The organism is Micromonospora sp. NPDC048887 (assembly GCF_040649715.1).
In the GTDB taxonomy this organism is placed as follows: Bacteria; Actinomycetota; Actinomycetes; order Mycobacteriales; family Micromonosporaceae; genus Micromonospora.
The window spans coordinates 37,001-62,376 of sequence record NZ_JBEZGA010000026.1 but is presented as its reverse complement, the minus strand read 5'-3'; the positions used below and the strand labels follow the sequence as shown (position 1 = coordinate 62,376).

Below are 25,376 nucleotides of genomic sequence, written 5' to 3'. Positions count from 1 at the left end.
GGTGGCGGCGCTCGCCGCCGGTGTGCAGTCCTACCTTGCCCGCCCGTCGCGATCGTCACCACCGAATTCGGTCCGGCTCAGCGCACGGACGCGGCCGTACTCGGCCAGGGCGTGGAAGGCGGCCTTGGGCGTCCACGAGCCGTCCGGCAGCACGCGCACGATCCCCCGTGACGCCAGGTCGTAGTCGTGCTCGGGGTCGCGGGTGGTCGGCAGGTGCCGGTTCGCGAACGTGTACACGAACGCCGCCTCCACCCCGCCGGCCTCGTAGTCGCGCAGCAGGTCGACGATGTAGCGCGCCTGGCCCTCCTCGTCGCGCTCCAGCTTCGCGGTGAGCTTCGCCGCACGGCCGCGCTCGTCGTAGACCACCGGCTCGGTCGCGCCCGCGACGTCGGCCGCGCCGCGGAACGTGCAGCAGCCGAACTCGGTCGCCGCGTACGGCTTGCCCTGTCCCACGGCAGCCGCCAGGGACTGCGGGAACGCCGCGGAGTTGGTCGCGTCGCGGTAGCCGGCGTCGCTGGCGATGATGTCGAACGCCGCCCAGTCGACGTCCTCCAGCGGAATCGAGGCGTATCCGACGGGGCCGCCGAAGCGCTCCCGCACCGCGGGTACCGCTTCGGCGAGGAAGTCGCGCACCGCGGCCCGGGCGGCCGGGACCGCCTCCCGCATGCGCATCGGGTCGGTGAAAAGCGCCATGCGCTCGGTCAGGTCACGGCCGGGCAGGAAACCGTCGGTGAACATGGAGATCTCGGAACCGGTGAGATAGACGACCGGTGCGCCGTCACTTCGCAGCCGCTCGGCCCGCTCGGCGCCGTCGAGCAGGAACGCCATGAGGCCGTCGCGGTCCAGGCCGTTGGTGAACGGGCAGTACCACACCTCGAGCCCTGCCTCGGCCGCCAGCCGCGCGGTCAGCTCCAGCCGGTCCTGCACGCCGCCGGTGACGCGGATCGCGTCGCACCGCAGCTCGTCGCGGATGACACGCAGGTCGCTCCGCACGATGCCGGGGTCGAACGGCTCGTGGGTGGTGGACCCGGCGCTCACGAAGCCGGTGTCGTAGTTCATGCCGAAGACGCGCATCGCTCACTCCCCGCCTGCATAAGGTACGCGTCGTACCCTATAAGGTACGACGCGTACCCTGCAAGCATGAGCAGGAGGCGACGGGGCGAGGAGCTGGAACAGGCGATCCTGCGGGCCGCGGCGGAGGAACTACGCGAGTCCGGCTACGCGGGGATGACGATGGACGGGGTCGCCGCGCGAGCCGGGACCAACAAGAACGCCATCTACCGCCGATGGCCGCACCGGGCGGCGCTGGGCATCGCGGCGTACCGCCACCTGTCCGACGACGCCATGCCGAACCCGGACACGGGCACGCTGCGAGGCGACGCGCTGGAGATGCTCCGGCTCGCAAACGAGACGTGGTCGTCGCCGCACGGGGCCGTCCTGCGCGGCCTGCTCGCCGCCGCGGCCGAGGATCCGGAGCTGCTCACGCTCATGCGAGAACGATCCGGCGCCGACACCATGGACCGCGCGTGGATCGGGATGCTGGAACGGGCCGCCGCCCGGGGCGAGGCGCCGGCGGCGGCAGTCCGTCACCGGGTGGCGACGGTACCGATGATGCTGCTGCGCGCCGAGTACGCGATGCGCGGCGTCCCGTCCGTCCCCGACGAGGTGCTGGTCGAGATCGTGGACGAGGTGTTCCTGCCCCTGGTACGTGGTCGCGGCTGACGCCACCGTTCAGCGGTGGGCCGCCCGGCGCCGGATCCGCCAGACCCGCAGCGCCACGACGACACCGATCACGGCCAGCAGGGCCCACTCCCCGATGCCCAGTTCCCGCTCCAGATAGCGGTAGGAGGCGGCGCCCAGGTAGCCCAGCAACGCCACGGCCGTCGCCCACACCAGCCCGCCGGCCAGGTTCGCCCGGAGGAACACCGGCCACCGCATCCCACCGGTGCCGGCCACCAGGGGGACCACGGCGCGCAGCACCGCCACCCAGCGTCCGACGAGCACCGCCCACGCCCCGCGCCGGGCGACCAGGCGGCGGGCCCGCGCGATGTCGAGGCGCCGTCGCAGCACCCGTGGAGCGCGGGCGAGCACACCCGGGCCGTAGCGGCGGCCGAGGGCGTACCCGGCCTGGTCACCGAGGCAGGCCCCGGCCGTCCCGGCGGCCACCACCGCCCACAGCGGCAGCGCGCCACCGTGGGCCACCAGCCCGCCGATCAGGATCGCCGTCTCACCCGGCACGACGAGCCCGAGCAGCGTCGAGGACTCCAGCGCCGGCAGGACGAACACCAGCGTCAGGACGAGGACCGGCGGCAGCCCGACGAGCGTCTGCAGAACCTTGTCCACCACCAGCTGATTGTCGCCCCCCACGGGTTCACCGGTGGCGAACAGCCGGCGGCGCCGGGCCGGATGTCGTCGACGAGCCGGACCGAGGGCCGGGGCTGGCCACCTCGTACCGACCGGGACGGGAGGCTGCACGGGCCGGACCGGGAACCGCACCCCGGTGAGGTCCTCGGACATGACCCAGAGCCGCGGGTGGCCCTTCACCTCGTAGCGTCCGCCGGGGCCGTAGTACTGGCCGCCGAGCACGGCGGGGTCGGTGGCGGCGCGCAGGGTCGGCAGCGCGCCCATCGCCGGGGTCTGGGTGATCAGCGGGGTGAGCCAGGTGAGCGGGAGCCCGTCAGCACCAGGTCAGCGTCGAGTTGACTCGCGTGACGTTGCTGATCGTGTTGTTCGCGCCGCCGCACGGGTTCTGGGTGATGTTCGTGTTGGTGACCGTCAGGTTCTGGAAGCGGATACCGGAGGAGATCGGGAACTCGGTCCGCGACGCGATCCGCACCTCGCCGCCGCCGGTCACCGTGCCGGACACCCCGGCGATCGTGACGTTGTAGCAGTTCTCCACGAGGATCGAGTTGTTGCCGGTGTTGGAGATGGTCACCCGGTCGATGACCGCGCCGCCGGACTCCGACACGCAGAAGATCCCCCGGCCACCGCCGGACGCGATCACCGTGCCGACCCGGATGTTCGTCGGGTACGAGCTGCCGATCCGGCCGTTGCGGTTGGCCATCCGGAACGCCGCGTAGCCGGTCCCGGTGCCCGCGCCCTGCGCGTCGACGGTGCCCACAGTGGCGTTGATCGTGTCGTTGAGCAGCAGACCGGAGTAGCCGGTGTTGCGCGCGGTGACGGTGCCGATGGTCAGGCCGTCCACACCGTACGTCTCCACGCCGTGCGCGCCCGTTCCGGACACGTACACGGTGTCGATGCGCACGTTGCGCACCTTGACCGCCCGGTCGCCGCCGTGGTTGTCGATCCGGATCCCCAGGCCGCCGGACAGCCGCATGTCGATCTGTCCGAGCGTCAGGTTGTTCACGTTGCGCATGAAGATCCCGTACAGCGGCGCCCCGGTGAGGGTCAGGTTCTGCACCTCGACGTCGGTGGTCCCGCGCGAGTAGACGGGCGCGTAGTCGCCCGACCCCGAGCCGGTCACGTTTATCGTGCCGCAGACCGCGAGCGTCGTGTACGACGGCAGCGACAGCCGCGACCCCGCGCTCATCGATCCGGATCCGCGCACCACCACCCGCTGCTTCGCGGTCCGCCCGGCGGAGAGGGAGTTCACCGCGGCCTGCGCCGCCGCCAGCATGTCCGAGCCCGAGTACACGGTCGACGATCCGTTGCGGGCCGTCCAGGTGCCGCCGCTCAGCACGGCCTCGGCCTGGTAGGCACCGCTGCCACACCCGGTGGACGGCGGCGGCGTGGTCGGCGTGCCGCCGGTGCCCACCCGGACCATCTGCCACTGCTGGTTGGTGCCGTTGAGATCGGTGTACTGACTGACCCGGGCACCGTCGGCTGTCGACCTCTCCCAGACCTCCAGGGCCTTGCCGGAGTGCCTGTTGATCAGACGGACGTAGCTGCCGTCCGAGTCGAGGACCTGGAACTGCTGGTTCGTGCCGTTGAGGTCGGGCCACTGCCGGTACTCCGCGCCGTCGGCGACGTTCCACTCCCACAGGTCCACCACCTTGCCGCTGTGGCGGGCCCGCAGGCGGTAGTAGCCGCTGCCGGAGGAGACGAACTGGAACTGCTGCCACTCGCCGTCGTTGCGGGACCACTGCTGGATGGCCGCGCCGTCGCTGGTCGAGGTGTCCCGGACGTCGAGCACCTTGCCGCTGTTGCGGTTCACCAGCACGTACCAGGCGCTGGTGTCGACGGTGGCCGCCTGCGCCGGCGGCGCGGCCACCACGGCGACGCCGATCACTGCGGCCAGTGCGGCCACCAGGGCCAGCACCAGGCCGGCGGGCCGGCCGCGGTGCGGTGCCGTCACTGCGGGGTTGAGCATCGTTCGACCTCCGGGAAAGGGGTACGCCGAGGGCGGCGTCAGCGGTTCCGGGGCGCCTACTCCAGGTGGAAGGTGGCCGCCGCCCGGTCGGCGCTCGTACCCACCGTCTCGAGCTGGAGCAGTCCGTCCCGGTGGCGGACGTACCGGCCGGGATAGTTCTGCGATTCCAGCGACAGCCCGTCGGCCGAGGCAAGGCCGGTGCGGCGCTGGAAGCTCGCGTCGCCGTCGAACAGGGCCGAGCCGTCGTCGCGTTCGACGTAGAGGGCGAAGGCCCGGTGCCGCAGGTAGTAGCCGGGGAAGTTCGTCGACTCCAGCGACACCGATCCGGCGCCGGCGAGGCCGGGGACGACACGGAACTGCGAGTCGGCGAGGTTGCTGACGTTCGGCTCGACCCGGGCCCGGTAGTCGTAGTGCCGGACGTAGCTCGTGGTCAGGTCGTGCGAGCGCAGCCGGACCGGGGTGGCCCCGTCCGGTACGGGGACGCCGAAGTTCGGGGTGCCGTCGGCGTTCCAGTACAGCTTCTGGATCCGGGTCCGCCGGTTCGGGTCGTTGAGCGGGTCACCGCTGATGTCCCGGTAGTCGCGGTCGTGGTAGACTAGGATGTCGCTCTGCCCGTCCTCGGAGACGGTGAAGGAGTTGTGGCCGGGGCCGTACTGGCCGGTGGCGGCGTTGCTGGCGAACACGGGGACCGGGCTCTTGCTCCAGGCGGCGGGGTCGAGCAGGTTCGCGCGGGCCGACGCGGTGAGCATGCCGAGGCAGTAGTTCGCGTCGGTGGCGCTGGCCGAGTACGTGAGGAAGACCCGGCCGTTGCGCTGGATCACCGTCGGTCCCTCGGCGACGCGGTAGCCGCGGGTCTCCCAGTCGTACGCCGGCACGACCAGCCGGGCGACCGGACCGGTGATCTGCCACGGTTCGGGGCCCATCCGGGCCAGGTAGACGTTGGAGTTGGTGGTGATGCCCGGTTCCTGCTGGGCCCAGGTCAGGTAGCGCACCCCGTTCACCACGAAGGTCGAGGCGTCGAGGCTGAACGTGTCCCACGGCGTGGTGATCCGGCCGCGTTCGGTCCACGAGCCGGTCAGCGGGTTCGCGCTCGCGTTCTCCAGCACGTACATCCGGATCCGCCACACGTCGTCGGTCCGCCCGGCGGCGAAGTAGACGTACCATCTGCCGTTGATGAAGTGGATCTCCGGGGCCCAGATGTGGGCGCCCATCTCGCCGCTGGTGTGCCGGCGCCAGATCGTCGTCTCGGTGGCGGTGGCGAGCCCTTGGAGGGTGGTGGCCCGCCGGAGCACGATCCGGTCGTACTGCGGCACCGTCGCGGTCATGTAGTAGTAGCCGTCGGTGTGCCGGACGATGTGCGGGTCGGCCCGCTGGTTCACCAGCGGGTTGGTGTAGCTCACCGCGGGCGCGGCCGACGCGGGGCCGGGCACGGCGAGGCCGGCTGAGGTGGTGAGCAGCGCGAGCGCCGCGGCCAGGATCGGGCGGAGTAGGTGCCGAGGCGACATGCGCGCCCTCCCAGGTAGCCGGAGATCAGTACACGTAGGGCCAGGCAGCGGCGTCGTAGCCGATGCGGTTGACGCCGAGCAGTGACGCGCCGTTGTCGGCGTAGTAGTGGTAGAAGAGGACGTCGCCGTCGGTGTCGGCGAGGACCGCCTGGTGGCCGGGGCCGTGCACGCTGCCGTGCGACGCCAGGATCTGCGTGCCGCCCCCGGCCAGCATGTCCCGGCCCGCGCGGTCCACGAACGGCCCGGTGGGGCTCGCCGAACGACCGACCATGATCCGGTACGTGCTGGCGGCGCCCTGGCAGCAGCGGTCGAACGAGACGTACAGGTAGTACCAGGCACCGCGCTTGACCAGGACGGGCGCTTCGATGCCGGGGCCGTAGTTCGCGAGCGCGTAGACGGCGGTGCCGAGCCGGCGTCCGCTGGCCGGGTCGATCGGGATCATCTTGATGCCGGACCAGAACGAGCCGAAGGTGAGCCACCAGCGGCCCTGGTCGTCGACGGTGAGGTTCGGGTCGATGGCGTTGACGTCGTCAGTGGTCCGCGACTCGACGACCAGCCCTTCGTGGGTCCAGCTCCCGGCGTTCCCGGTGGTGCTGGTGGCGAGGAAGATCGCCGAGCGGTTGGAGCCGAACGTCGACGCCGAGTAGTACAGGTAGTAGCGCCCGTTGCGGTACGACAGGTCCGGCGCCCACAGGTTGCGCGCTCCCCCGGTGTACGTGGTGGTCCACGGCGCGCCACCGGGGAAGGCGGCGCCGGCGTTGCGGAAGGCGATCCGGTCGGTGGACGTCTTCAGCGTGATGCCGTCACCGGTGTGCGCGACGACGTAGGTGCCGTCGGGCCGCTTGACCACAGTGGGGTCGTGGACGCCGATGTCCCCGGTCACCCGGCCGGGCTGCGGGTAGGCCGGTGCCGGGGTGGTCGGCGCGGGCGTGGTCGGCGTGCCACCGCCCAGCCGGATCAGTTGCCACTGCTGGTTTGCGCCGTCCAGATCGGCGTAACCGGCCAGCCGCCCACCGTCCGCGGTCGACCACTCCCAGACGTCGACGACCTTGCCCCACTGCCGGTTCACGAACCGCACGAACCCGCCCGCGGAGTCCCGCAACCGGAACTGCTGCGTGGCCGACGACCGGTCGGTGCTCTGCACGAGCTGGGTGCCGTCGCCACCGTCCGGCAACTCCAGCACCTTCCCGCTGTGCCGGGACCGCACCTTGTAGAACCCGCCGCCGACGTCCACGAACTGCCACTGCTGCACCGCGAGGTCGTTGCGCGTCCACTGGTTCACCGGCGCGTTCTCCGCCGTCGACCAGTCGTACAGGTCCATCGCCTTGCCGCTGTGCCGGTTCACGACCACGTACGACGCGGACGTGTCCACTGTCGCCGCCGACGCCGGTGGCATCCCGGCCACCACCCCCGCGGCGAGGAGCAGCGCCGCCGAGGCCAGGGCCGCCGCCGTACGCGTCCTCCGAGCGGTCCCTGTCACGGAAACCTCCTGCGCGTGGTCGCCTCCGGCTCCCGAGGTCACGATCAGGCACAAGGATCATGGCGGCGGTGTTACGTCCGGGTTACCAGCCATGTTTGCGATAACATCGACGTCTGTCAAGGTAAGCGCCGGCCGGGACGGCTCGGTCGCGCTGCCTCCGGCGCGGCTTCCGTGGTTATCGGGACCCGGTCGCGCCCGGGTCGTTGCCGTCCACGATCGATACGGGCGTGCCCAGCTCCACGGTCCGCGACACGGTGCAGAGACGGTCGTGGGACTGCCGCAGCGAGCGGGGCAGCGCCTCGCGGGCCCGGTCACCGTCCGCGCCGGCCGGGAACGTCACCGCGAAGGTGACGGTGAGGTTCTCCATCCGGTTCCCGGCCTCCGGGTCACGGATCTTGTCGCCGGTCACCGTGACCGCGAACCGGGTCGGTTCGGCACGACGGCTGGTCACGTGGTCGACGTCGACGGCGGTGCAGCCACCGAGCGCCGCGAGCAGCAGCTCCACGGGCGTGAAGGTCGCGTCCTCCCCCGTACCCATGGACAGCTCGCCGCCACGGGCGTTGCGCGCGACGTATCTGCCCACGCTGGTGCGCTCGATCTCCACCGACCGGAAGGTGTCCTCACTCATGCCACGAACCTACCGACCGGGCCGACGGCCGACCCACCGGACCGTCCTCGTGACGAGCGGCGGGGACCGCGGCGGACCGCCTCACCCACCGGTCGGCACGGCCGCCGGTCGACGTCAGGCGCTGCCCGCAGCGGGAGAAGACCCACCGCACTCGGGACCGGGTCGCGCAACACGTCTCGCACAGGGCATAGTGGCCGCGGCTCCATCGACCGGTGTTGCCAATATCGGCGAAGGTGGTGGGAAGTGACGACGCGCTCACGTGTCCGATGGACCCGGGCGGCGGCAGTTGTCACGCTGACCGCCGGGACGCTCGCGCTGCCGGCGGCACCCTCGACGGCCGCGCCGGCCGCACCGGAGACGGTGAGCATCCTGAGCGTGTCGGCGGAGAACGTGAAACCCCGCGAGGCGGTACGCGTGCGGTTCCGCGTGACGAACAACGGACGCCGGGCCGAGAAGGCCGTGGTGGTGGTCGGCGGCGGCCTGCGGTGCACCGCCGGATGCCGGGCGGAGCCGAACCTCGGGCCCGGCGAGAGCCGGACCTTCGACGCGACGCTCGTCGCCCCGGATGCCCGCGCGGGCGAGACCACCGGGCTCAACATCTCGGTCGGGGTGCGGCTGGCCGGGCAGAACAGCTACGCCTACAAGCTGGTCTACGTGCACGGCCCGGGTGCGTCGCCGTCCGGTGCGGCCGAGGCGACGGCCGGAGTCAGCGGCGTCTCCGGCCGGGTCCGCGACGCCGACGGAAAGGCGATCGACGGCGCGGACCTGACCATCCGGGACAGCGCGGGCCACGAGTACCGGACGACCAGCAACCGCAGCGGCCAGTTCTCGATCACGTCCGGCGCCGGCAAGACGATCGCCGAGGGACCCATCACGGTCCGAGCAAGCATGGACGGCTACCGCTCCGCCCGCACGACCGTACGCGGCAGCGCCGGTGACGTCGCCACCGTACGGCTGACCCTTTCCGCCGTGGCAACGCCGGCCACGACGCCGCCGTCGCCCACCGCGGAGGCGAGCCCTCTCGCGGCAGGGGACGACGACGGCACCCCCGCGGCCGCGCCGCCCACGCTCAAGGCCGTCAGCGACGAGGGCGGCAGTACGTCGATGTTCCTCCTGGGCGGCCTGCTGGTCGCCGCGGGCCTGGGCGCGCTCGCACTGGTGCTGGTGCGGCGGAGGAACGCACCGAGCGCGGTGGCGGAGGCCGCTCCCCCGGCGACCTGGCAGCCGGCCGGCGGCTTGGCCGACGCTCCGACCGCGATCCTGCACGTCGTGCCCGGCCGGTCGGGCAGGCCGGAGAACCCGCCGCACGATCCGGCGCTCACGTACCGGCTCCCACCTGCCACATCCGACGGTTCCTGATCCGCGACACCCTCCCGGTGGGGCTCGGCGGGCCCGTCACGGGAAGGCGTACGGTGAATCGGGCTCCCCGCCCTGGGCGTCCCTCGGCCTCGATGGTGCCGTGGTGGCTCGTGACGACCTCCTGGAGCAGGGCCAGCCCCAGGCCGAAGCGGCGGTCCCCGGCACCCGCGCCCCTGTGGAACCGGTCGAAGATCCGCCGGGCGTCCGCCTGGTCGAAGCCCTTCCCGGTGTCGGCGATCACGAACTCGGCGGCGTCGCCGACGGCCCGGAGCGTCACGTCGATCCGGCCTCCCGCGGGAGTGTGGGCCAGCGCGTTCGCGAGCAGTTCCCCGACGACCCGGCGCAGGGCCGACTCGACACCCGGCACCGGCAGTGGGTCGCCGGGAGTGTCCAGGGTGAGGGTGACCCGGCGTTCGGCGGCGCGGTCGCTCTCGGCGGCGACGGTCGTCCCGACCAGCGAGGTGAGATCGACCTGCGGATCCGGTTCCCGGTCCGCGGGCGCGGCGGCGAGCCGGGCCGAGAGCAGCAGGTCGTCGACGATCTCGCCGAGCCGGCGGGTGGTGCCGACCAGCCGTTCCAGGTCGTCCAGGTTCGTGGCGGTGCCGTCGTCGCGCGCCCGCCGCGCCATCAGCTGGGCCCGGGTGTGCACATGCGCGATCGGGGTTCGCAGTTCGTGGCTGGCGTCCGCGACGAAGCGGCGCTGCCGGGTCAGCGCCTCCGCGAGCGGTGCGACGGCCCGGCGACCGACGAGCACACCGGTGAGCATGGCGGCGAGCAGCCCGGCTGCCGCCGCGAGGCTGAACGCGAGCAGCAGATGCCGCCGGTCGGACAGCTGGAACCGGGCGTCGAACACGGCCTGGACCACGTCGTCGCCGCGAGCCTCGGTACGCACGTGATAGGTGGTGCCGTTACGCGAAACGGTGGTGGTCTCGGTGTGCCGGGTGGCCGCCACGGTGTCCAGCGCCCCGCGTAACGGGAAGCCCGGGGGCGGCGGGTTCGTGCCGGTGCGCACCGTGACGCCGTCGTACCGGAAGATCCAGCTGCACGCGGGCGGGCCGGCGATCGCGCCGTGTTCCGTGCCCCACTCCAGCTCGCGCTGGATCTGCGCCTCCTGGCTGCGGACCAGGACCGCGTACGAGATGCCGCCGCCCAGCAGCAGCAGGGCGCCGATGGTCAGGCCGACGAGCAGGCCGATGCGCAGCCGCGTCCGGCGGACGACCGCCTGCTCGGCCGCCTCCATCAGAGCGTCCCGAGGCGGTAGCCGAACCCGTGCACGGTGCGTACCACCGGCCGGCCGAGTTTGCGGCGGAGGTAGTAGACGTAGGTGTCCACCACCGAGGCCCCCGCCGCCTCCTCGAAGACCCTACGTCGCAGCGCGGCCCGGGGATGCACGGTGCTCGGCCGGGCCGCCAGCACCCGCAGCAGTTCGAACTCGCGGGTGGACAGCGCCACCCGGGTGCCGTCGGGCAGCACCGCGTCCCGCTGCCCCAGGTCGAGCTGCCCGGCGCCGATCGGCAGCACGTCCGTCGGTTCGGACGTGCGCCGGCACAGCGCCCGGACCCGGGCGCTCAGCTCGTCGAGGTCGAAGGGCTTGACCAGGTAGTCGTCGGCGCCCGCGTCCAGCCCGGCGATCCGGTCGTCGACGGTGCCGAGCGCGGTGAGCATCAGGGTCCGGGCCGGAACCGCCCGGGCGCGCAGCCGGGTGACCAAGTCGAGGCCGTCGAGCGCCGGCAGCATCCGGTCGATGACCATCACGTCGTACGACCGGGTGAGTCCGAGGTGCAGCCCGCGCTGGCCGTCGAAGGCCCGGTCGACGAGATAGCCCTCGTGGCCGAGCGTCTCGGTGAGCATCTCGGTCAGGTCCGTGTCGTCCTCGACCAGCAGCAGCCGGTTCGATCTTCCGCCCCGCATATGTTAACGATCTCATAGATAGCGACCGATGCACGCACTGGTATTTGCCTCTTCAACTATCTGAAACCGCGAGCGCTGGTGCGCGCACCGGATCGGGCCGGCGGGCCTCGCGGCGCTCGATCCAGCTCAGCGCCGGCGTGGTCATCAGCGTGGTGACCAACGCGACAAGCACCAGCACGGTGAACAGCGACGGGTTCACGATGCCCGCCTCCAGTCCCACGTTCAGCGCGATGAGCTGCATCAGACCGCGGGCGTTCATCAGCGCGCCGACCCGCAGCGCGACACCCTGCGGTTCGCCGCGGAGCCGGGCCGCCGCCCAGCAGGCGCCGAACTTGCCGACGATCGCCGCCGTCACGCAGGCCAGCGCGAACAACAGCACCGGCGGGGAGGCGAGCAGGCCGAACTCCGTCCGCAGGCCCGAGTACGTGAAGAACAACGGCAGGAAGAGCGTCGCCGCGACCGGGGTGAGCGTGTCCACCACCCGGTCGGTGTTGGCGGTGCGGGGCATCACCACGCCGACCGCGAACGCGCCGAAGACCGCGTACAGGCCGATCTCGTCGGTGTACCAGGCGACCAGGAAGAGCAGGGCGACGGTGCCGAGCAGGCGGGCCCGGTCGTTGAGGGCACGGTGGCCCATCAGCGTGGAGGCGACCGGCCGCCCGCCGAACCAGAGCACCAGCGCGAACAGGATCGCCCCGCCCGCGGTGACGATCGCGGGACCGGCCCGGCCGGAGGCGAAGGCCAGTACGGCGGCCAGCATGATCCAGGCGACCACGTCGTCGATCGCGCCACTGGCCAGGGAGAGGGTGCCGTGCCGGGTGCCGGCGTGCCCGTGCTCGGTGATGATCCGGGCCAGCATCGGGAACGCGGTGATGGCCAGGGCGACGCCGACGAACGCGGCCGAGACGCCGAGGGACGTCCCCTCGGCCTGGATCGGCACGGCACCGGCGGCCACCGGGACCAGCAGCACCCCCAGAAGGAGCGGCGCGGTGACCCCGGCCAGGGAGATCACGCCGGCGGTGCCGGCGAGCCCGGTGACCCGGTGGGCGCTGAACGCGTACCCGGCCTGGAACATGAACAGCACCAGGCCGACCTGACCCACGACGTAGAGGACCGGGAGCAGGGGGGCCGGGAACAGGGCGTCCTGCACGTCCGGCAGGAGGAGCCCCAGCAGCGACGGCCCGAGGAGTACGCCGGCGAGCATCTCGCTGACCACTGCCGGCTGACCCGCCTTGCCGAGCAGCCAGGCGACTCCTTTGCAGAAGATCAGGATCACCGTGACCGCGATGAAGAACCGTGGCGCGAGCTCAGTTGGTGTCATCGGACAGCCCTCTCGAAATAGTCGGTGCACAACCGCTGCCGGCGGGCGTCGACCACCATCCAGGTGCCGAACACCAGTTGCCGGACACTGCGGCCCACGTCGGCCCACCGGTCCCGCGACCGCATCGCGGCCAGCCGCAGCCGCCCCGGGCCGGTGCGCCCGGCCGGCGTCAGGTAGGCCGGACCCCGGCTGGGCATCGACCGGGTGTGCGAGGCCGAGGAGGTGAGCACGTACCGGCGCAGCACCTCGCGGATCGCGGCGCGCATCATCACCGGCGCGACCCCGCGCGCCGGGCAGGCCCGGTTCGCGGTGACCCCGTACGGGATGAAGTGCGCGTCGGCACGTTTGAGCGTGAGCCACCGGTCCGGGTCGAACCGGTCGTCGCCGGCCGACCCGCCCCGGTGGAACGCCAGGTAGTTGAAGAGCAGCACCGTTCCGGCGGGCAGGGACACCCCGTCGGGCAGCGTGATCGGCGCGGACGTGATCCGGTGCGCGACGCCGAAGAGCGGGTGCACCCGCAGCGTCTCGTCGATCACCCGGTCCAGCGCCTCGTCGTCGTCGAGTCCCCGCTGGACGCCGGGATGCGTGGCGAGAGCCAGCAGCACGTGCGCCGTCGCCTCGGACATCTGCACCACTGCGGTGTTGAAGAAGGCGCCCTGGAGGTACCAGGCCGTCTCCTGCGTGGTGAACGGCGGCGGCAGCGTCACCGGGCAGGTCCCCGCCTCGATCCGGTCGCGCAGATACCGGGTCAGCCGGTCGCGCCGCCGCATGTGCCGCAGGCCGGTGCACTTGAGCCCGTTGACCACGTCCTCGGCGTTGGTGACGATCAACGCCCGCGCGTCCGGCGGGCACGCCTCGCCGAAGACGAGTTCGTAGTAGACCTCGGCCCAGACCGGCATCATCAGGTCGCGCAGCCGGACGTGGCTGGTCCGGCCGGCCGGCAGCCGGTCGAGCGCACGCCGGGTGGCGGCGGTCGCGAGGTCGTCGCAGCGCTGACGGCGTACGGCGAGCACGCGCCGGGTGGTGGCGGCCACCGTCCGGTAGCGGTCGCCCGGCTCCAGATGCTCCTGGTGCATGTGCGGCCCGGGCGCCAGCCAGTACCAGAACAGGTCGGACAGTCCGGCACCCCGGCTGCGGCCGTCCGCCGCCGGATCGGCGTACACGCGCTCGAAGTGCTCCATGCCGACTGTCGGACCCGGCACCGGGACGCCCTCGGCGCCGTTGACGGTGACGAACACCCACTCGCGCAGACGGACCACCGTCCGGGGCAGCCAGTACGGCACGGTCCACGCGATCCCCGCCAGGACCATCAGGACGATCAGGGCGCTCATCCGGCTGCCACCGTGGCGACCAGGTCAACGCGCAGGTCCGCCGGCCCGGTCGCGCCGGCCAGCGCCAGCGCCCGGTCGAGGTCGGCGTGCAGCAGGTCGAGCACGTGACGTACCCCGGCGGCGCCGCCGGCCGCGAGCCCCCAGACCACCGGACGGCCGACGAGCACCGCGCTCGCGCCCAGCGCCAGCGCCACCAGCACGTCGGACCCCCGGCGGACCCCGCCGTCGAGCAGCACCGGCAGCCGCCCCGCGACGGCCTCGACGACGGCGGGCAACGCGTCGAGGGTGGCGAGTGCGCCGTCGAGCTGCCGGCCGCCGTGGTTGGAGACGAGCAGACCGTCGACGCCGTACGAGACGGCCAGCGCCGCGTCCGCCGGATGCAGCACCCCCTTGAGCAGGATCGGCATCGTGGTGACCTCGCGCAGCCAGGCGATCCGCGCCCAGTCCAGCCCGGCGTCCATGCCGATGTCGCGCACCCGGCCGGTCGCGTCGCGCATGTTCTCGCAGACCAGCCCGGCCGGCAGGTCGACGAAGCCGTGCCGCAGGTCGCGTTCCCGCCGGCCGAACACGGGCGAGTCGACCGTGACGACCAGAGCGGTGCAGCCGGCCTTCTCCGCCCGCCGTACCACTGACGCGGTGAAGTCGAGGTCCGTCTGCGGATAGAGCTGGAACCAGAGCGGCCCCCCGGCCGCGGCGATCTCCTCGACCGGCCGGGTGGCCGCCATGCTGACCACCATGACCGTGCCCGCCTCGGCGGCGGCGCGTGCCGTGGCCACCTCGCCCTCGGGGTGGGCCAGCCGGTGGAACGCGGTCGGCGCGATCAGCACCGGCATCGAGATCCGGCTGCCGAGCAGCGAGATCCGCAGGTCGCGCCGGCTCGCGCCGCGCAGGACGCGGGGCACCACGTAGCGCCGGGCGAACGCCGCCTCGTTGGCGCGGACCGTACGCTCCTCGCCGGCCCCACCGGAGAAGAAGTCCCAGTGCACCGGGTCCAGGCGGGCCCGGGCGTCGGCGGCCAGGTCGGCCAGGTTCAGCGCCGGACCGTCCAGCGCGGAACCGGGCGGCGCCGCGCCCTCGAACGGACGCATCTCAACGCTCGGCACTGCTCAGGCAGCGGCCGAGGAACGCGACGAGCGGCGCGACGTGCGTCTGCGGCCGGTCCCACCGGTTCTCCAGGTTCTCCGCCAGGTGATGGGTGGCGACGACCCGGCCCGCGTGGTGGTGACGGACCACCGGGTGCAGGTACGCGGCGTCGTGAGCCTGGCCGGGCACGTCCTGGGCGATCCGGTTGACCGTGACGTCGAACGGGTCCACCCGGTCGTGCTCGGGGCCGTACTCGAGGGTGACGACGAAGGCGTGCGCGTAGTCGTGGTCGGCGGTGCGCAGGCCGGTGCCGGTGAAGTACTCGACCGGCACCTCGTCGTGGTAGCGCGCCTCGGACCCGGCCACCGTGACCACGTCACCGAGGAAGCCGAACTGCTGCCACAGGGCGGAGGTGCGGTTGACCCGCGCGATGACGGCGTCGGCGATCGACTCCGGGGTGGCGTCGAGCTTCTCCGCCGGCCACGGCGTGTCCCCGTACCGTCGCTCCAGGATCCGGTGCAGCGCCCGCACGCCGTACCGGAAGCCGTGGATGAAGCCGCTCGTCGAGCGCTTGAAGTCCCGTTCCTGGGTGATGGTGCCGGCGAAGAACAGGCCGGGGACGTTCACCGACTCCCACTCCGGGGTCTGCGCCGGGAAGCGGTCCCTGATCGCGAGCGCCGGCCGGCACGTGTCGTCGAAGATGGACGCGTCGAAGGCGAACCCGGTGCAGACGAGAACGCGGTCGTACCACAGCTCCTTGACCACCTCGTTCGCCCGGGAGAACGAGAACGTCACGGTGAAGCCGGTGCCGTCGCGTTCGATGCGCTTGACCTCGCCGTCGAGGATCGCGTTCGCCGACTTCAGCTGGTACGTGTCCAGGAAGTTGTTGTTCACCGCGCGCAGGTGCCCGACGTAGTGGGTGCGCCAGGCCATCCGCACCGAACTCGGCCCGGCGACGTGGATCAGCGTGGTGGTCTCCATCAGGTTGTCCGCCGTCTCGAACGCGGAGTTCCCCTTGCCGATGATCAGCACCTTCTGGTCGAGGTAGTCGCGCGGGTCGACGGACATGTCCGCGTACTGCTCGGCCAGTTCCAGTCCCGGGATCGCCGGCAGGTACGGCCGGGAGACGCCGGTGGCGACGATCAGCCGTCGCGCCCGGAAGACCTCCTCCCCCGCCCGGACCTCGAACAGCCCGTCGACCCTGCCGACCGACGTCACCCGGGTGCCGTACCGCACGCGCGCCCCGGTCTTCGCGGCGAAGTCCGCCAGGTAGCGGACCATCACGTCGGCGTCCGGGAAGTACCGTTCGGTGTAGCCGGTGAACCGCAGCGCCGGGTCGTCGCTGAGCAGCGAGTTCCAGTCCAGCCGCAGGTTCAGCTCCGGGTCGTCCGAGCCGGTGTGCGGCTTGTTTATGGAGATCAGTTGCCGGTGGCGGGGATGGGTGGCGAAGAACGCACCCGGGATGTCCGCCTGTTCCAGGACCAGATAGTCACGCTTGCCGTCGGCCTCCAGCAGCGCGGCGAGTTGCAGGCCGGCCGGACCGGCTCCGACGATCAGGTAGTCGAGCGTCATGTGCGTCCACCCTCAGGAAAGAGAAACGGAGAGATCAGCGATCACGTCGGCCGCGCGCCGCACGTCACCGTCGAGCGGCCGGTCCGGGTCGACCGGGGGTACGGCCGCGGCCAGCGCGGCCAGCGCCTCGGCACAGCCGGGCGCGGTCGGCGTACGCGCACCGACGTAGGCGGCCTGGCGCAGCCCCAGCGCGAGCGACCCGACGACGAGGCGCAGCAGCCGGGCCTGGTCCAGCACCCGCAGCGCGGCCTGGGTGCCGAGCGGGATGACGTCCTGGTTGTGCAGGTTCGTCGGCACGCTCTGGATGCTCGCCGGCATGGTGTCCCGGCGGATCTCGGTGATCAGCGCGGTCGCCGCCAGTTGCACCCCCTGGAGCCCGTGCTGCTGTCCCGGCCCGGCGGCCAGCATCGGCGGCAGGCCGCCGTTGCGGTTCGGGTCGACGAGCAGGTCGAGTTGCCGTTCGGCGAGGTTGCCGACCTGCGCCACGACCATCGACAGCACGTCGGCGGCGAACGCGGCCGGCTGCCCGAAGAAGTTCCCGCCGTGCACGACGAGGTCGTCGCCGGGAAAGAACAACGGGTTGTCGGTGACGCTCGCGAGGTCGGCGGCGACGACGGCGTCGACGTAACGCAGGGCGTCCTCGGCGGCGCCGAGCAGTTGCGGCGTGCACCGGATGCTGTACGGCTCCTGGAGCGGGCGTGTGCCGGACGCGACGAGCCCGGCGCTGACCCGGCGCATCCGCGCGCCCACGTCGATGGCGCCCGGATGGCCGTACGCGCGTAGCAGCCGGGCGTCGATGAACTGCGTGCCGCTGCCGAGCAGGTCGGCGAGCAGGCAGGTGAGCACCTGGACCGCCAGGTGCGCGGCGCGGACCGCGTCCAGCGCCAGCGCCGTCGCCGCGGTGGTCAGCGAGGTGCCGTTCACCAGGGCGAGAGCGTCCCGGCCGTCCAGCGGCAGCGGTTCCAGGCCGGCCCGCTCCAGCGCCTCGGCGGCCGGTAGCCGTACCCCGTCCAGGTAGGCGTGGCCACGGCCGCGCAGCGCCTGTGCGGCCGCGCCCAGCGGGATCAGGTCGCCGCTGGCACCGACCGAACCCAGCCGGGGCATCGCGGGGACGAACGTGGTCGCGAGCATCGCCGCGAGGGCGTCGATCACGTGCGGGGAGACCCCCGACGCGCCCCGGGCCAGCGACGCGGCCCGCAGCAGCACCGTCGCGCGGACCACCTCCGGATCGAGGTCCGGGCCCTGGCCCGCGCCGAGGTGGGCGAGCGTGTTGTCGGCCTGGTCGCGCAGGTCGGCGCGGCCCGCGTACCCGACGAGCGCGCCGAAGCCGGTGGTGGCGCCGTACACCGCGCGGTCGTCGCCGAGCACCGTCGCCAGGAAGGTACGGGCGGCGGTGACCCGATCGCGGACCCGCGGACCGACCACGATCTTGATCGGGTCGCGGGCGGCGCGCAGGTCGGCGATCCGCAGTGGAACCCCGAGGTCGACCTCTGTCGTCATGCGACCGGACCCTAGAGACGGATTCTCAGAGCGCTCTGAGATCGGGTCGATACGTTGCGTCGCATGACGCTCGACTATCTGATCATCGGAGCCGGACCGGCCGGGTTGCAGCTCGCTCACCTGCTCGAGCGCGACGGCCGCGACTATCTGGTCGTGGAGGCCGGCCCGGCGCCGGGCACGTTCTTCACCACCTATCCCCGGCACCGGCAACTCATCTCGATCAACAAGGTCTGGACCGGCTCCGACGATCCGGAGTTCAACCTGCGCGCGGACTGGAACTCACTGCTCACCGACGATCCGGCGCTGCTGTTCAAGAACTACAGCCGGCGCTACTTCCCCGACGCCGAGGACCTGGTGCGCTACCTGGCCGACGTCGCCCGCGGGCTGCGGGTCAGATACGACACCCGGGTCACCGGCGTCGCGCGCGACGGCGACCTGTTCACCGTGCGCGCCGGCGACGAGACGGTCACCGCCCGCCGGGTGGTGGTCGCCACCGGCGTGTCCCAGCTGTACGTCCCGCCGATAGAGGGCGCCGAGCTGGCCGAACGGTACGACACGGTCAGCGTCGACCCGGACGACTTCACCGACCAGCGCGTGCTCATCATCGGCAAGGGCAACTCGGCCTTCGAGACCGCCGACGCGCTCGTCGAGACGGCGGCGGTCATCCATGTCGCCGGCCCGCACTCGATCAAGCTGGCATGGCAGTCGCACTACGTCGGGCACCTGCGCGCGGTGAACAACAACTTCCTCGACACGTACCAGCTCAAGTCGCAGAACGCGGTACTCGACGGCACCGTCGAGCGGATCGTCCGGCGCGAGGACGGCGGCTACCGGATCGACTTCCGGTACGCCCGCACCGTCGAGGCGATCCGGCCGATCGACTACGACCGGATCATCCTCTGCACCGGATTCCGGTTCGACGCGAGCATCTTCGACCCGTCCGCCCGGCCACGGCTCGTCATCAACGACCGCTTTCCCGAGCAGACCTCCGCGTACGAGTCGGTGAACGTACCAGGCCTGTACTTCGCCGGCACGCTCACCCAGCAGCGCGACTTCAAACGCTCGACGAACGGGTTCATCCACGGCTTCCGGTACGGCGTACGGGCCCTGCACCGGATCCTCGGCGCCCGCCACCACGGCACGCCGTGGCCCGGCACGCCGCTGGAGGTCACCCCGGAGGCGATCGCCGACGCGATCATCGCCCGGATCAACCGCACCTCGGCGCTGTGGCAGCAGTTCGCCGTCCTCGGCGACGTCGTCGTGGTCTCCGGCGACACCGCGCGCTACCACGAGGAGGTGCCTGTCGCGTACCTGAACGACGGCGGCCTGGGACCGGAACCGTTCGCGTTCGTGGTCACGCTCGAGTACGGGCCGGACCACGACCAGGTCGACCCGTTCGACATCACGGTGCCCCGGATCGCCGAGAACGACGCCGCGCACGCCCACGACGCCAGCTACCTGCACCCCGTCGTCCGGGTCCACAGCGGCGGCCGGGTCGTCGCGGCGCACCACCTCGCGGAGAACCTGGAGAACCACTGGAATCTGCCGGACGTGCACCACCAGCCACTCGTGCTCTTCCTCAAGGGCGTGCTCTCCGATGCCGGCTGAGGTCTGGCCACAGCCCGTACTGGATCTGCTCGCCACCGGCGACGACCGTCCGGTCTTCGAGGAGGGCGCGAGGACCGTCACCACCGCCCAGATGTACCGGCTGGTCCGCCGCGTCGCCGCCGGGCTCCGCGCCGCCGGGGCCGGCCCCGGCGTCGGGGTGGCCCTGCGGCTCGGCGTCACAGCGGAGGCGTTCGCGACGATCATCGCGGCGTTCGCGGTCGGCGCCCGGGTCTCCGGGATCCGCCCCGACCTGAGCCCGGCCCACCGCGCCTGGCAGCTCGGTGAGAACACGCTGCTGCTCGACGACGCCCGGGTCGCCGAACTGGCGCGCAGCCCCGACGACGGGAAGCGGCTGATCGCCGCCGGGCGCCCGGACGACGTCGCCCGGATCATCTGGACCAGCGGCAGCACCGGCAGCCCGAAGGGCTGCGCGCAGACGTACGCGGCGATGAGCGCGGCCTGGGCCCCGTACCCCGATCGCTGGCCCCCGGCGATCGCCGACCTCGCCACCCGGCTCCAGCGGTACCTCGTCTTCGGTTCGCTGAGCAGCCAGGTGATGCTGGAGTACGGCATCCTCACCCTGGCGGCGGGCGGCACAGTGGTCGCGGCCCGCCCTCCTGGTTTCCCCGGCATGATCGCCCGGCACCGGGCGACGGCGAGCGTGATCACCGTGGGCAAGCTGAACCAGCTCGTGCGCGACCAGCGCGCCGACCCGGCCGACCTGAGCAGCCTGCGGGCCCTGCTGGTCTCCGGCTCCCCGCTCGCGCCGGGCCGGCTCGCCGAGGCCCTCGACGTGCTCGGGCCCGTCGTCTTCCACGGCTACGGCCAGACCGAGACCGGCATGATCACCATGGTGACGCCGGCCGAGATGCTGGCACACCCGGCCGCCCTCGCCTCGGTGGGCCGGCCTCCCCCGGTGACCGGGCTGTCCATCCGGGACGCCGACGGCCGCCCCGCCACCGAGGGGGAACTGTTCGTCCGGACCCCGGCGCAGGCCGCCGCCTACTGGAACGATCCGGCCGAGACCGCCGAGGTCTTCGTCGACGGCTGGGTCCGCACCCGCGACCTGGCCCGGCTGGACGCCGACGGCTACCTGCACCTGCTCGGCCGGATCCGGGACGTCATCATCGTGCAGGCCAACCTGGTGTACGCCGGTCCGGTCGAACGGGTGCTCGCCGCCGACCCCGCTGTCGCCGAGGCGTACGTGGTCGGCCGTCCCGACGACGTCACCGGGGAGGCGGTGCACGCGTACGTGGTGCCCGCCGCCGATCACGTGCCCGATGCCGGACGGCTGCGTGCGCTGGTGGCGGAGGCGCTGGGGCAAGCGTCGGTCCCCCGGACCATCCAGTCGATCGACCGGGTGCCGGTGGGGCCGAGTGGCAAGCCGGACAAGCGCGCCCTGGAACGTGCGGCGATCAGGTGAACCAGCCATGGCCTAGCATCCGTGCGTGGCCGTACTCGACGAGGCAGCGCAGCGTACCCGCACCCGCCTGCGGGGCACCGCCGTCGGATTCGCCGCCCTGTGGTGCGTCGCCCTAACCGCGTTCGTGGGCGTCAACCTCTGGGTCGGGCTGCGGAACCGGCCGTACCTGCTGGAGTACGGCAGCGACGCGGGTGACCGGTTCGGGACCAACGTCATGGTGCTGCTGTCGTGGCTCGGCATCGTCGCCACTGTCGGCCTCGCCACGTGGATCACAGCGCTGGTGGTGCTGGCGCGGACCCCCGACATGCACACAGGGCTGCGCACCCGGGTCCGCGTGGCGTCGGCGGCGGTGCTCGTCGGCACACCGTTGGTCACCGTCGCCGCGCTCGTCCTCGCGTACGCGCTGATCGTGCCGCGGATCTACGCGGGAGTGCGGTTCTGAAGACCGGGTTCCGTCCGTCTCCGGGAACAAGGACGTGACGGGTTCGGTCCGCATCCGGCCCGGCGAAACCGGAACCGCCGCTCGGCCACGAGCTTGATCAGGCCGACGCTCTACTACCGACTGCTAGTAGTTCCCCTAGGATGGCGACCGCATCTGGTCGGAGCGATGGGCGCCGGGTCCATGTCTCCCTGACGAAGGGATCAGCGGTGCCTTTCCCAGGGCGTCACCGGCTGCCGGCGCGCGGCGCGGCGCGGTGGCTGCTGCTCGTGTGGCTGGCGTGCTGTCCCGCGGTGTTCCTGGTGCTCGGGTTCGCCTCGCCCGCCGCCGCGCACTTCAAGCTGCTCAAGGTCGTACCGGCGGACGGCGCGCGCGTGGACGGCGCGGTCACGCAGATCCGGTTGACGTTCAGCGCCCCGGGCACCCCCACCGGGGCCGGCTTCCGGCTCTCCCGCGAGGGTGCTGCCGTTCCGGTGACCAGTCACACCCCCGACGACGGCCGTACGTGGCTGGTGCACCCGGCCACCGCGCTGACCGGCGGGCAGTTCACGTTGCGCTGGAGCGTGGCCGCCCCGGACGCCCACCCCCTGACCGGCGACGTCACCTTCACCGTGGCCCCGGCAAGCGCGACAGCCACCCCCCGGCACAGCAACGGTCCACCCGGGCATGCCGGTCACGGTGCGCCGGCGCCTCCCTCGGCGTCGCCGCCGGTCCACTCCGGCGGGCACACGGTGGGGTACACCGCCGACGCCGACCGGGGTTCGGTGCGCTTCGTCGGCGCGACGGGACGGTGGCTGTCCTACGGGGCGATCCTGCTCGGGGTGGGCGGACTGGTCTTCGCGTTGACCACGTTGGTGGGAACGCGCGGCGACATCCGGCTGGTCCAGGTCTGGGTCCGGGCCGCCGGCCTGACGGTGGTGGCCGGCACGCTGCTCGAACTCGTCGCGCTGGCGGCGGCGTTCAGCGTCGAGGGCACTCTCGTCTCGGCGTTCGGTGTGGACGCGGTGACCGCGCTCAGCCGTACGCCGGTGGCGGCCGGGCTGGGCCTGCGGTTCGTCGGTGCGGCCGGGCTGCTCGCGGCCGGTTCGCTGGAGGCGGCGCTGATCCGGGGCCGGCACGCGGTCGGGCGGCACGCCGTGGCGACTGTCGCCGCGATCCCGACCGCCCCTCGCCCGCTGGTGGTGCCGCCCGCCGGTGGCGCGAACGGCGACGAGGCGCAACGGGTTCGCGCGCGAGCGGCGCGGCCGGTGCTCCTCGGTGTCACGGTGGCGCTGCTCGTGGGGTCGTTCCTGTTCGACGGGCACACCGTCACCGCGCGACCGCGGGCGATCGTCGTGGCGGCGGATGTGGCGCACACCGTCGCCGCGGCGGTGTGGGTCGGCGGGGTTCTGCTCCTGGCGGCCCTGCTGCTGGGTCGTGCGCGTCTCGGTGTGCCGACCGGCGCCGCGGAGATGGCGGTGCGGTTCTCCGTTCCGGCCACGGCGGCGGTGGCGCTCACGGGTGTCGCCGGTGTCGCGTTGACAGTGGCGATCCTGGACCGGCCGGGTCACCTGGTGAGCACCGGCTGGGGCCGGATGCTCCTGGTCAAGGTCGCGCTGGTGGCGGTCGTCGCCGTCGTCGGGCTCTACAACAGCAGGCGGGTGGTGCCCCGGCTGGACGATCCCACGCCGGACGGGATGCGTCGCCTGCGCCACACGGTGCTGGCGGAGGCGACGCTGATGGTGGCCGTCCTGATGACCACCGCGCTCCTGGTCAACGCCGGCACGTAGGCGGCGCTCACCGGGGGTCGGGGCCTACAGGCAGAACAGGAGGCCGGTCACCACGCCGACGCCCAGGGGCGCGGCCAGGGCGGTCGAGGCGAGCACGGCGCGGGCGAGAACCTCGCGGCGGTGCGGGCGGCCCTGGAGGCGCTGGAGCCGGACGGCCACGTCGGCACCGGCCATCGAGAGCGCGGACGACGGGTGCGGCGCACCGGCGAAAGCCAGCAACGCGTCGCGTACGGCGGCCGGGCCGCATTCGCGGACCGCCGCGGCGTCGGCGCGCAGCTCGACGAGCAGGCGCACGGCCGCGGGGGCCTGCCGGGTCAGGGGCAGCCACGGTACGGCCGCCGCGAGCCCTTCCACCGCCGCCACCAGGAGATGGTGACGCTCCCGCAGGTGTGCCCGCTCATGGCTGAGCACCGCGGCGAGCTGGTCCGGCGGCAGGTCACCGGCGGCGCTGGCCAGGACCGTCAGCCCGCCGGATCCGGGGAGGCTGTAGGCCATCGGCGTCGGGTGGGGGATCCAGAGCACCGCCGCCCCGCCCTCCTCCGACCGGCCACCGGCGAGGGTGAGCAGGTCGGCGTGGGCGCGGCGAGCGCGGTGGGCGCGCACCGCCCGGCGGGTGCACGTCACCGTGAACCGGGCGAGCACGGCCAGCACGAGCAGTGCTCCCGTCGCCCCTGCGATCTCGTCGACGGCGGGTGGCCGGCTGGGTTGCGCCCAGTGCCAGCAGATGCGGGCGAGGTCGTGCAGCGCCCACTGCCGGGTGCTGGCCGGGGCGAGGAGCATCACGGTGGCGAGGACGAAGGTGGCGATCACCGCGACGATCAGGCCGAGCCAGCCGAGCAGCATCGCGACGGGGTCCGCGACGTGCCGGAAGCACAGCCGCAGCGCGGCGGGGCCACACCAGGCGACGACCGTCGCGCCGGTGACGAGGGCGAGCGCGAGGCTCACGCCTCGGACTCCCGCTCGTCGAGGACCTGCCGCAGGATGTGCAGTTCGTGGTCGGAGGCGGACCGGGCGAAGTGCAGCAGCACCAGGTCGGGATGGCTGCTCGTCTCGACGACCCGGCGCAGCGTGCGCGCGATGATCTCCTCACGGGTGCCGGCGGCACGGTAGCGGTAGGCCTTGCCGTCCTTCTGCCGTACGGCCCAGCCCTTGCGGTGCAGGTTGTCCAGCACGGTGAGGACAGTCGTGTACGCCAGTGCCCGGCCGGTGGTCACCGCGTCGAGGACGTCGCGCACGAGCACGGGCTCGGGGGCACGCCACAGGACGTCCATCACCGCCGACTCGAGTCTGCCCAGTTCCGCCACGCGCTCTCCCTTCGTGCCGGACAGGGTACGTCAGGTGTCGTGGCGGTGCGGCCGGTCCCGGCGCCGTGGCCGGGGCCGGCCGCACCCGGCACGCTACAGGCGGTCGAGGATCTTCTGCAGGGTCTGCACCTCGGCGGCCTGATCCGAGGCGATCCTGGCGGCGAGCGCCTTGGCCTCGGGGTTGCGGCCGTCGGCCTGTTCGGTCCTGGCCATGTCGATGGCACCCTTGTGGTGGGCGATCATCATCTCGGCGAACATCTTGTCGAACGCGGTGCCGTTCGCGGCAGTGAGGCCCGCCATCTGCTGCTCGGACATCATGCCGGGCATCCCCGGCATGCCGTGCCCGGGCGTGGCGCTCATGCCGGGCATGCTGTGGTCGCCGGGCAGGTCCGTGGGCTTCCCCCAGGCCGTGAGCCACCCCTTCATGGTGGCGATCTCCGGATCCTGCGCCGCCTTGATCCTTGCGGCCAGGTCCTTCAGTTCGGGGTCGCTCGCGCGCGTCGGGGCCAGGTCGGCCATCGTCACCGCCTGCTGGTGGTGCGGGATCATCATCTGGGCGAACATCACGTCCGCGTCGTTGAATGTGGCGTCGGCCGAGGCGGAGGCGCCCGCCGTGGAACCGCTGCCGGTGCCGTGCGTCATGCCGCCGGTGTCGTCCCCGCCGCCGCAGGCGGCGGTCGCGAGCAGGGCGGACAGGGCGACGCCCGCGAGGGCGGCGCGGCGCAGGATGGTCGGTCTCATCAGGTACGTGGTCCTTGTCGTGAGGTGTGCCGGAACGGAGTCGTCGGATCCGGGCGAGGCGCCGGACCGTGC

Annotated in this window: 22 protein-coding genes; 6 read left to right on the top strand and 16 right to left on the bottom strand. The window is 72.6% G+C overall.

Annotated elements, in window-relative coordinates; all coding sequences use genetic code 11:
- Window positions 1-30: 30 nt before the first annotated feature.
- Window positions 31-1,074, bottom strand: a complete 1,044-nt coding sequence (locus AB0C17_RS27920) for a hypothetical protein (RefSeq protein WP_357472980.1) — start codon at window positions 1,072-1,074, stop codon at window positions 31-33.
- Window positions 1,075-1,140: 66 nt separating this feature from the next.
- Here AB0C17_RS27920 and AB0C17_RS27915 point away from each other — a divergent pair, with 66 nt between their 5' ends.
- Window positions 1,141-1,722, top strand: a complete 582-nt coding sequence (locus AB0C17_RS27915) for a TetR/AcrR family transcriptional regulator (protein WP_357384796.1) — start codon at window positions 1,141-1,143, stop codon at window positions 1,720-1,722.
- Window positions 1,723-1,731: 9 nt separating this feature from the next.
- On the opposite strand, the gene AB0C17_RS27910 is transcribed toward AB0C17_RS27915, so the two are convergent.
- From AB0C17_RS27910 to AB0C17_RS27890, 5 genes are all read right to left on the bottom strand, one after another.
- On the bottom strand, window positions 1,732-2,628 hold the full coding sequence (locus AB0C17_RS27910; RefSeq protein WP_357472977.1) for a VTT domain-containing protein: 897 nt from the start codon (window positions 2,626-2,628) through the stop codon (window positions 1,732-1,734).
- 49 nt (window positions 2,629-2,677) lie between these two features.
- Window positions 2,678-4,330 carry an RICIN domain-containing protein gene (locus tag AB0C17_RS27905; protein WP_357472974.1) on the bottom strand — a complete coding sequence of 551 codons (1,653 nt, stop codon included), beginning with the start codon at window positions 4,328-4,330 and terminating at the stop codon, window positions 2,678-2,680.
- A gap of 56 nt (window positions 4,331-4,386) precedes the next feature.
- Window positions 4,387-5,835, bottom strand: a complete 1,449-nt coding sequence (locus AB0C17_RS27900) for a family 43 glycosylhydrolase (RefSeq protein ID WP_357472971.1) — start codon at window positions 5,833-5,835, stop codon at window positions 4,387-4,389.
- Window positions 5,836-5,860: 25 nt separating this feature from the next.
- The gene (locus AB0C17_RS27895) at window positions 5,861-7,315 is read right to left on the bottom strand and encodes a family 43 glycosylhydrolase (RefSeq protein WP_357384787.1); all 1,455 of its coding nucleotides are present in this window, start codon (window positions 7,313-7,315) and stop codon (window positions 5,861-5,863) included.
- A gap of 175 nt (window positions 7,316-7,490) precedes the next feature.
- Window positions 7,491-7,943 (bottom strand): OsmC family protein, encoded by a 453-nt coding sequence (locus AB0C17_RS27890; RefSeq protein WP_357384786.1) that lies wholly within the window; start codon window positions 7,941-7,943, stop codon window positions 7,491-7,493.
- A 243-nt stretch (window positions 7,944-8,186) separates the two neighbouring features.
- On the opposite strand from AB0C17_RS27890, the gene AB0C17_RS27885 reads away from it, so the two are divergent.
- Window positions 8,187-9,302, top strand: coding sequence for a carboxypeptidase-like regulatory domain-containing protein (locus AB0C17_RS27885; protein WP_357384784.1), 1,116 nt, complete (start codon window positions 8,187-8,189; stop codon window positions 9,300-9,302).
- Here AB0C17_RS27885 and AB0C17_RS27880 read toward each other — a convergent pair.
- The 7 genes from AB0C17_RS27880 to AB0C17_RS27850 are packed head-to-tail and all read right to left on the bottom strand — an operon-like array spanning window position 9,262 to window position 18,020.
- Window positions 9,262-10,542, bottom strand: a complete 1,281-nt coding sequence (locus AB0C17_RS27880) for a HAMP domain-containing sensor histidine kinase (RefSeq protein WP_357384782.1) — start codon at window positions 10,540-10,542, stop codon at window positions 9,262-9,264. The two genes, AB0C17_RS27885 and AB0C17_RS27880, sit on opposite strands and share 41 nt — an antisense overlap.
- On the bottom strand, window positions 10,542-11,213 hold the full coding sequence (locus tag AB0C17_RS27875) for a response regulator transcription factor (RefSeq protein ID WP_357384780.1): 672 nt from the start codon (window positions 11,211-11,213) through the stop codon (window positions 10,542-10,544). Before AB0C17_RS27875 ends, AB0C17_RS27880 begins: the two co-directional genes overlap by 1 nt.
- A 52-nt stretch (window positions 11,214-11,265) precedes the next feature.
- Entirely contained in the window at window positions 11,266-12,534 is a 1,269-nt protein-coding gene (locus AB0C17_RS27870) for a cation:proton antiporter (RefSeq protein ID WP_357384778.1), read from the bottom strand.
- On the bottom strand, window positions 12,531-13,865 hold the full coding sequence (locus AB0C17_RS27865; protein WP_357384776.1) for a cytochrome P450: 1,335 nt from the start codon (window positions 13,863-13,865) through the stop codon (window positions 12,531-12,533). The genes AB0C17_RS27870 and AB0C17_RS27865 overlap by 4 nt, the downstream gene beginning before the upstream one ends.
- The gene (locus AB0C17_RS27860) at window positions 13,862-14,953 is read right to left on the bottom strand and encodes an alpha-hydroxy acid oxidase (RefSeq protein ID WP_357384774.1); all 1,092 of its coding nucleotides are present in this window, start codon (window positions 14,951-14,953) and stop codon (window positions 13,862-13,864) included. Before AB0C17_RS27860 ends, AB0C17_RS27865 begins: the two co-directional genes overlap by 4 nt.
- Before the next feature lies 1 nt (window position 14,954).
- Entirely contained in the window at window positions 14,955-16,520 is a 1,566-nt protein-coding gene (locus tag AB0C17_RS27855; RefSeq protein WP_357472965.1) for an NAD(P)-binding domain-containing protein, read from the bottom strand.
- 12 nt (window positions 16,521-16,532) lie between these two features.
- Complete coding sequence (locus tag AB0C17_RS27850; RefSeq protein WP_357384770.1) at window positions 16,533-18,020, bottom strand: aromatic amino acid ammonia-lyase; 1,488 nt, start codon at window positions 18,018-18,020, stop codon at window positions 16,533-16,535.
- 63 nt (window positions 18,021-18,083) lie between these two features.
- Between AB0C17_RS27850 and AB0C17_RS27845 the strand changes: the two genes are divergently transcribed.
- The 4 genes from AB0C17_RS27845 to AB0C17_RS27830 all read left to right on the top strand — a co-directional run bounded on the left by AB0C17_RS27845 (window position 18,084) and on the right by AB0C17_RS27830 (window position 23,259).
- Entirely contained in the window at window positions 18,084-19,628 is a 1,545-nt protein-coding gene (locus tag AB0C17_RS27845; protein WP_357384768.1) for an NAD(P)-binding domain-containing protein, read from the top strand.
- Entirely contained in the window at window positions 19,618-21,051 is a 1,434-nt protein-coding gene (locus AB0C17_RS27840) for a fatty acid--CoA ligase family protein (RefSeq protein ID WP_357472961.1), read from the top strand. Before AB0C17_RS27845 ends, AB0C17_RS27840 begins: the two co-directional genes overlap by 11 nt.
- A 25-nt stretch (window positions 21,052-21,076) precedes the next feature.
- Window positions 21,077-21,493 carry a hypothetical protein gene (locus AB0C17_RS27835; protein WP_357472958.1) on the top strand — a complete coding sequence of 139 codons (417 nt, stop codon included), beginning with the start codon at window positions 21,077-21,079 and terminating at the stop codon, window positions 21,491-21,493.
- A 206-nt stretch (window positions 21,494-21,699) separates the two neighbouring features.
- Entirely contained in the window at window positions 21,700-23,259 is a 1,560-nt protein-coding gene (locus tag AB0C17_RS27830; protein ID WP_357472955.1) for a CopD family protein, read from the top strand.
- Between the two features lie 24 nt (window positions 23,260-23,283).
- On the opposite strand, the gene AB0C17_RS27825 is transcribed toward AB0C17_RS27830, so the two are convergent.
- The 3 genes from AB0C17_RS27825 to AB0C17_RS27815 all read right to left on the bottom strand — a co-directional run bounded on the left by AB0C17_RS27825 (window position 23,284) and on the right by AB0C17_RS27815 (window position 25,304).
- Complete coding sequence (locus AB0C17_RS27825; RefSeq protein WP_357384760.1) at window positions 23,284-24,204, bottom strand: M56 family metallopeptidase; 921 nt, start codon at window positions 24,202-24,204, stop codon at window positions 23,284-23,286.
- A complete protein-coding gene (locus tag AB0C17_RS27820) occupies window positions 24,201-24,563 on the bottom strand; it encodes a BlaI/MecI/CopY family transcriptional regulator (protein WP_357384758.1) in 363 nt (120 codons plus the stop codon). Before AB0C17_RS27820 ends, AB0C17_RS27825 begins: the two co-directional genes overlap by 4 nt.
- Window positions 24,564-24,656: 93 nt before the next feature.
- Complete coding sequence (locus AB0C17_RS27815) at window positions 24,657-25,304, bottom strand: DUF305 domain-containing protein (RefSeq protein ID WP_357384756.1); 648 nt, start codon at window positions 25,302-25,304, stop codon at window positions 24,657-24,659.
- Between the last annotated feature and the right edge of the window lie 72 nt (window positions 25,305-25,376).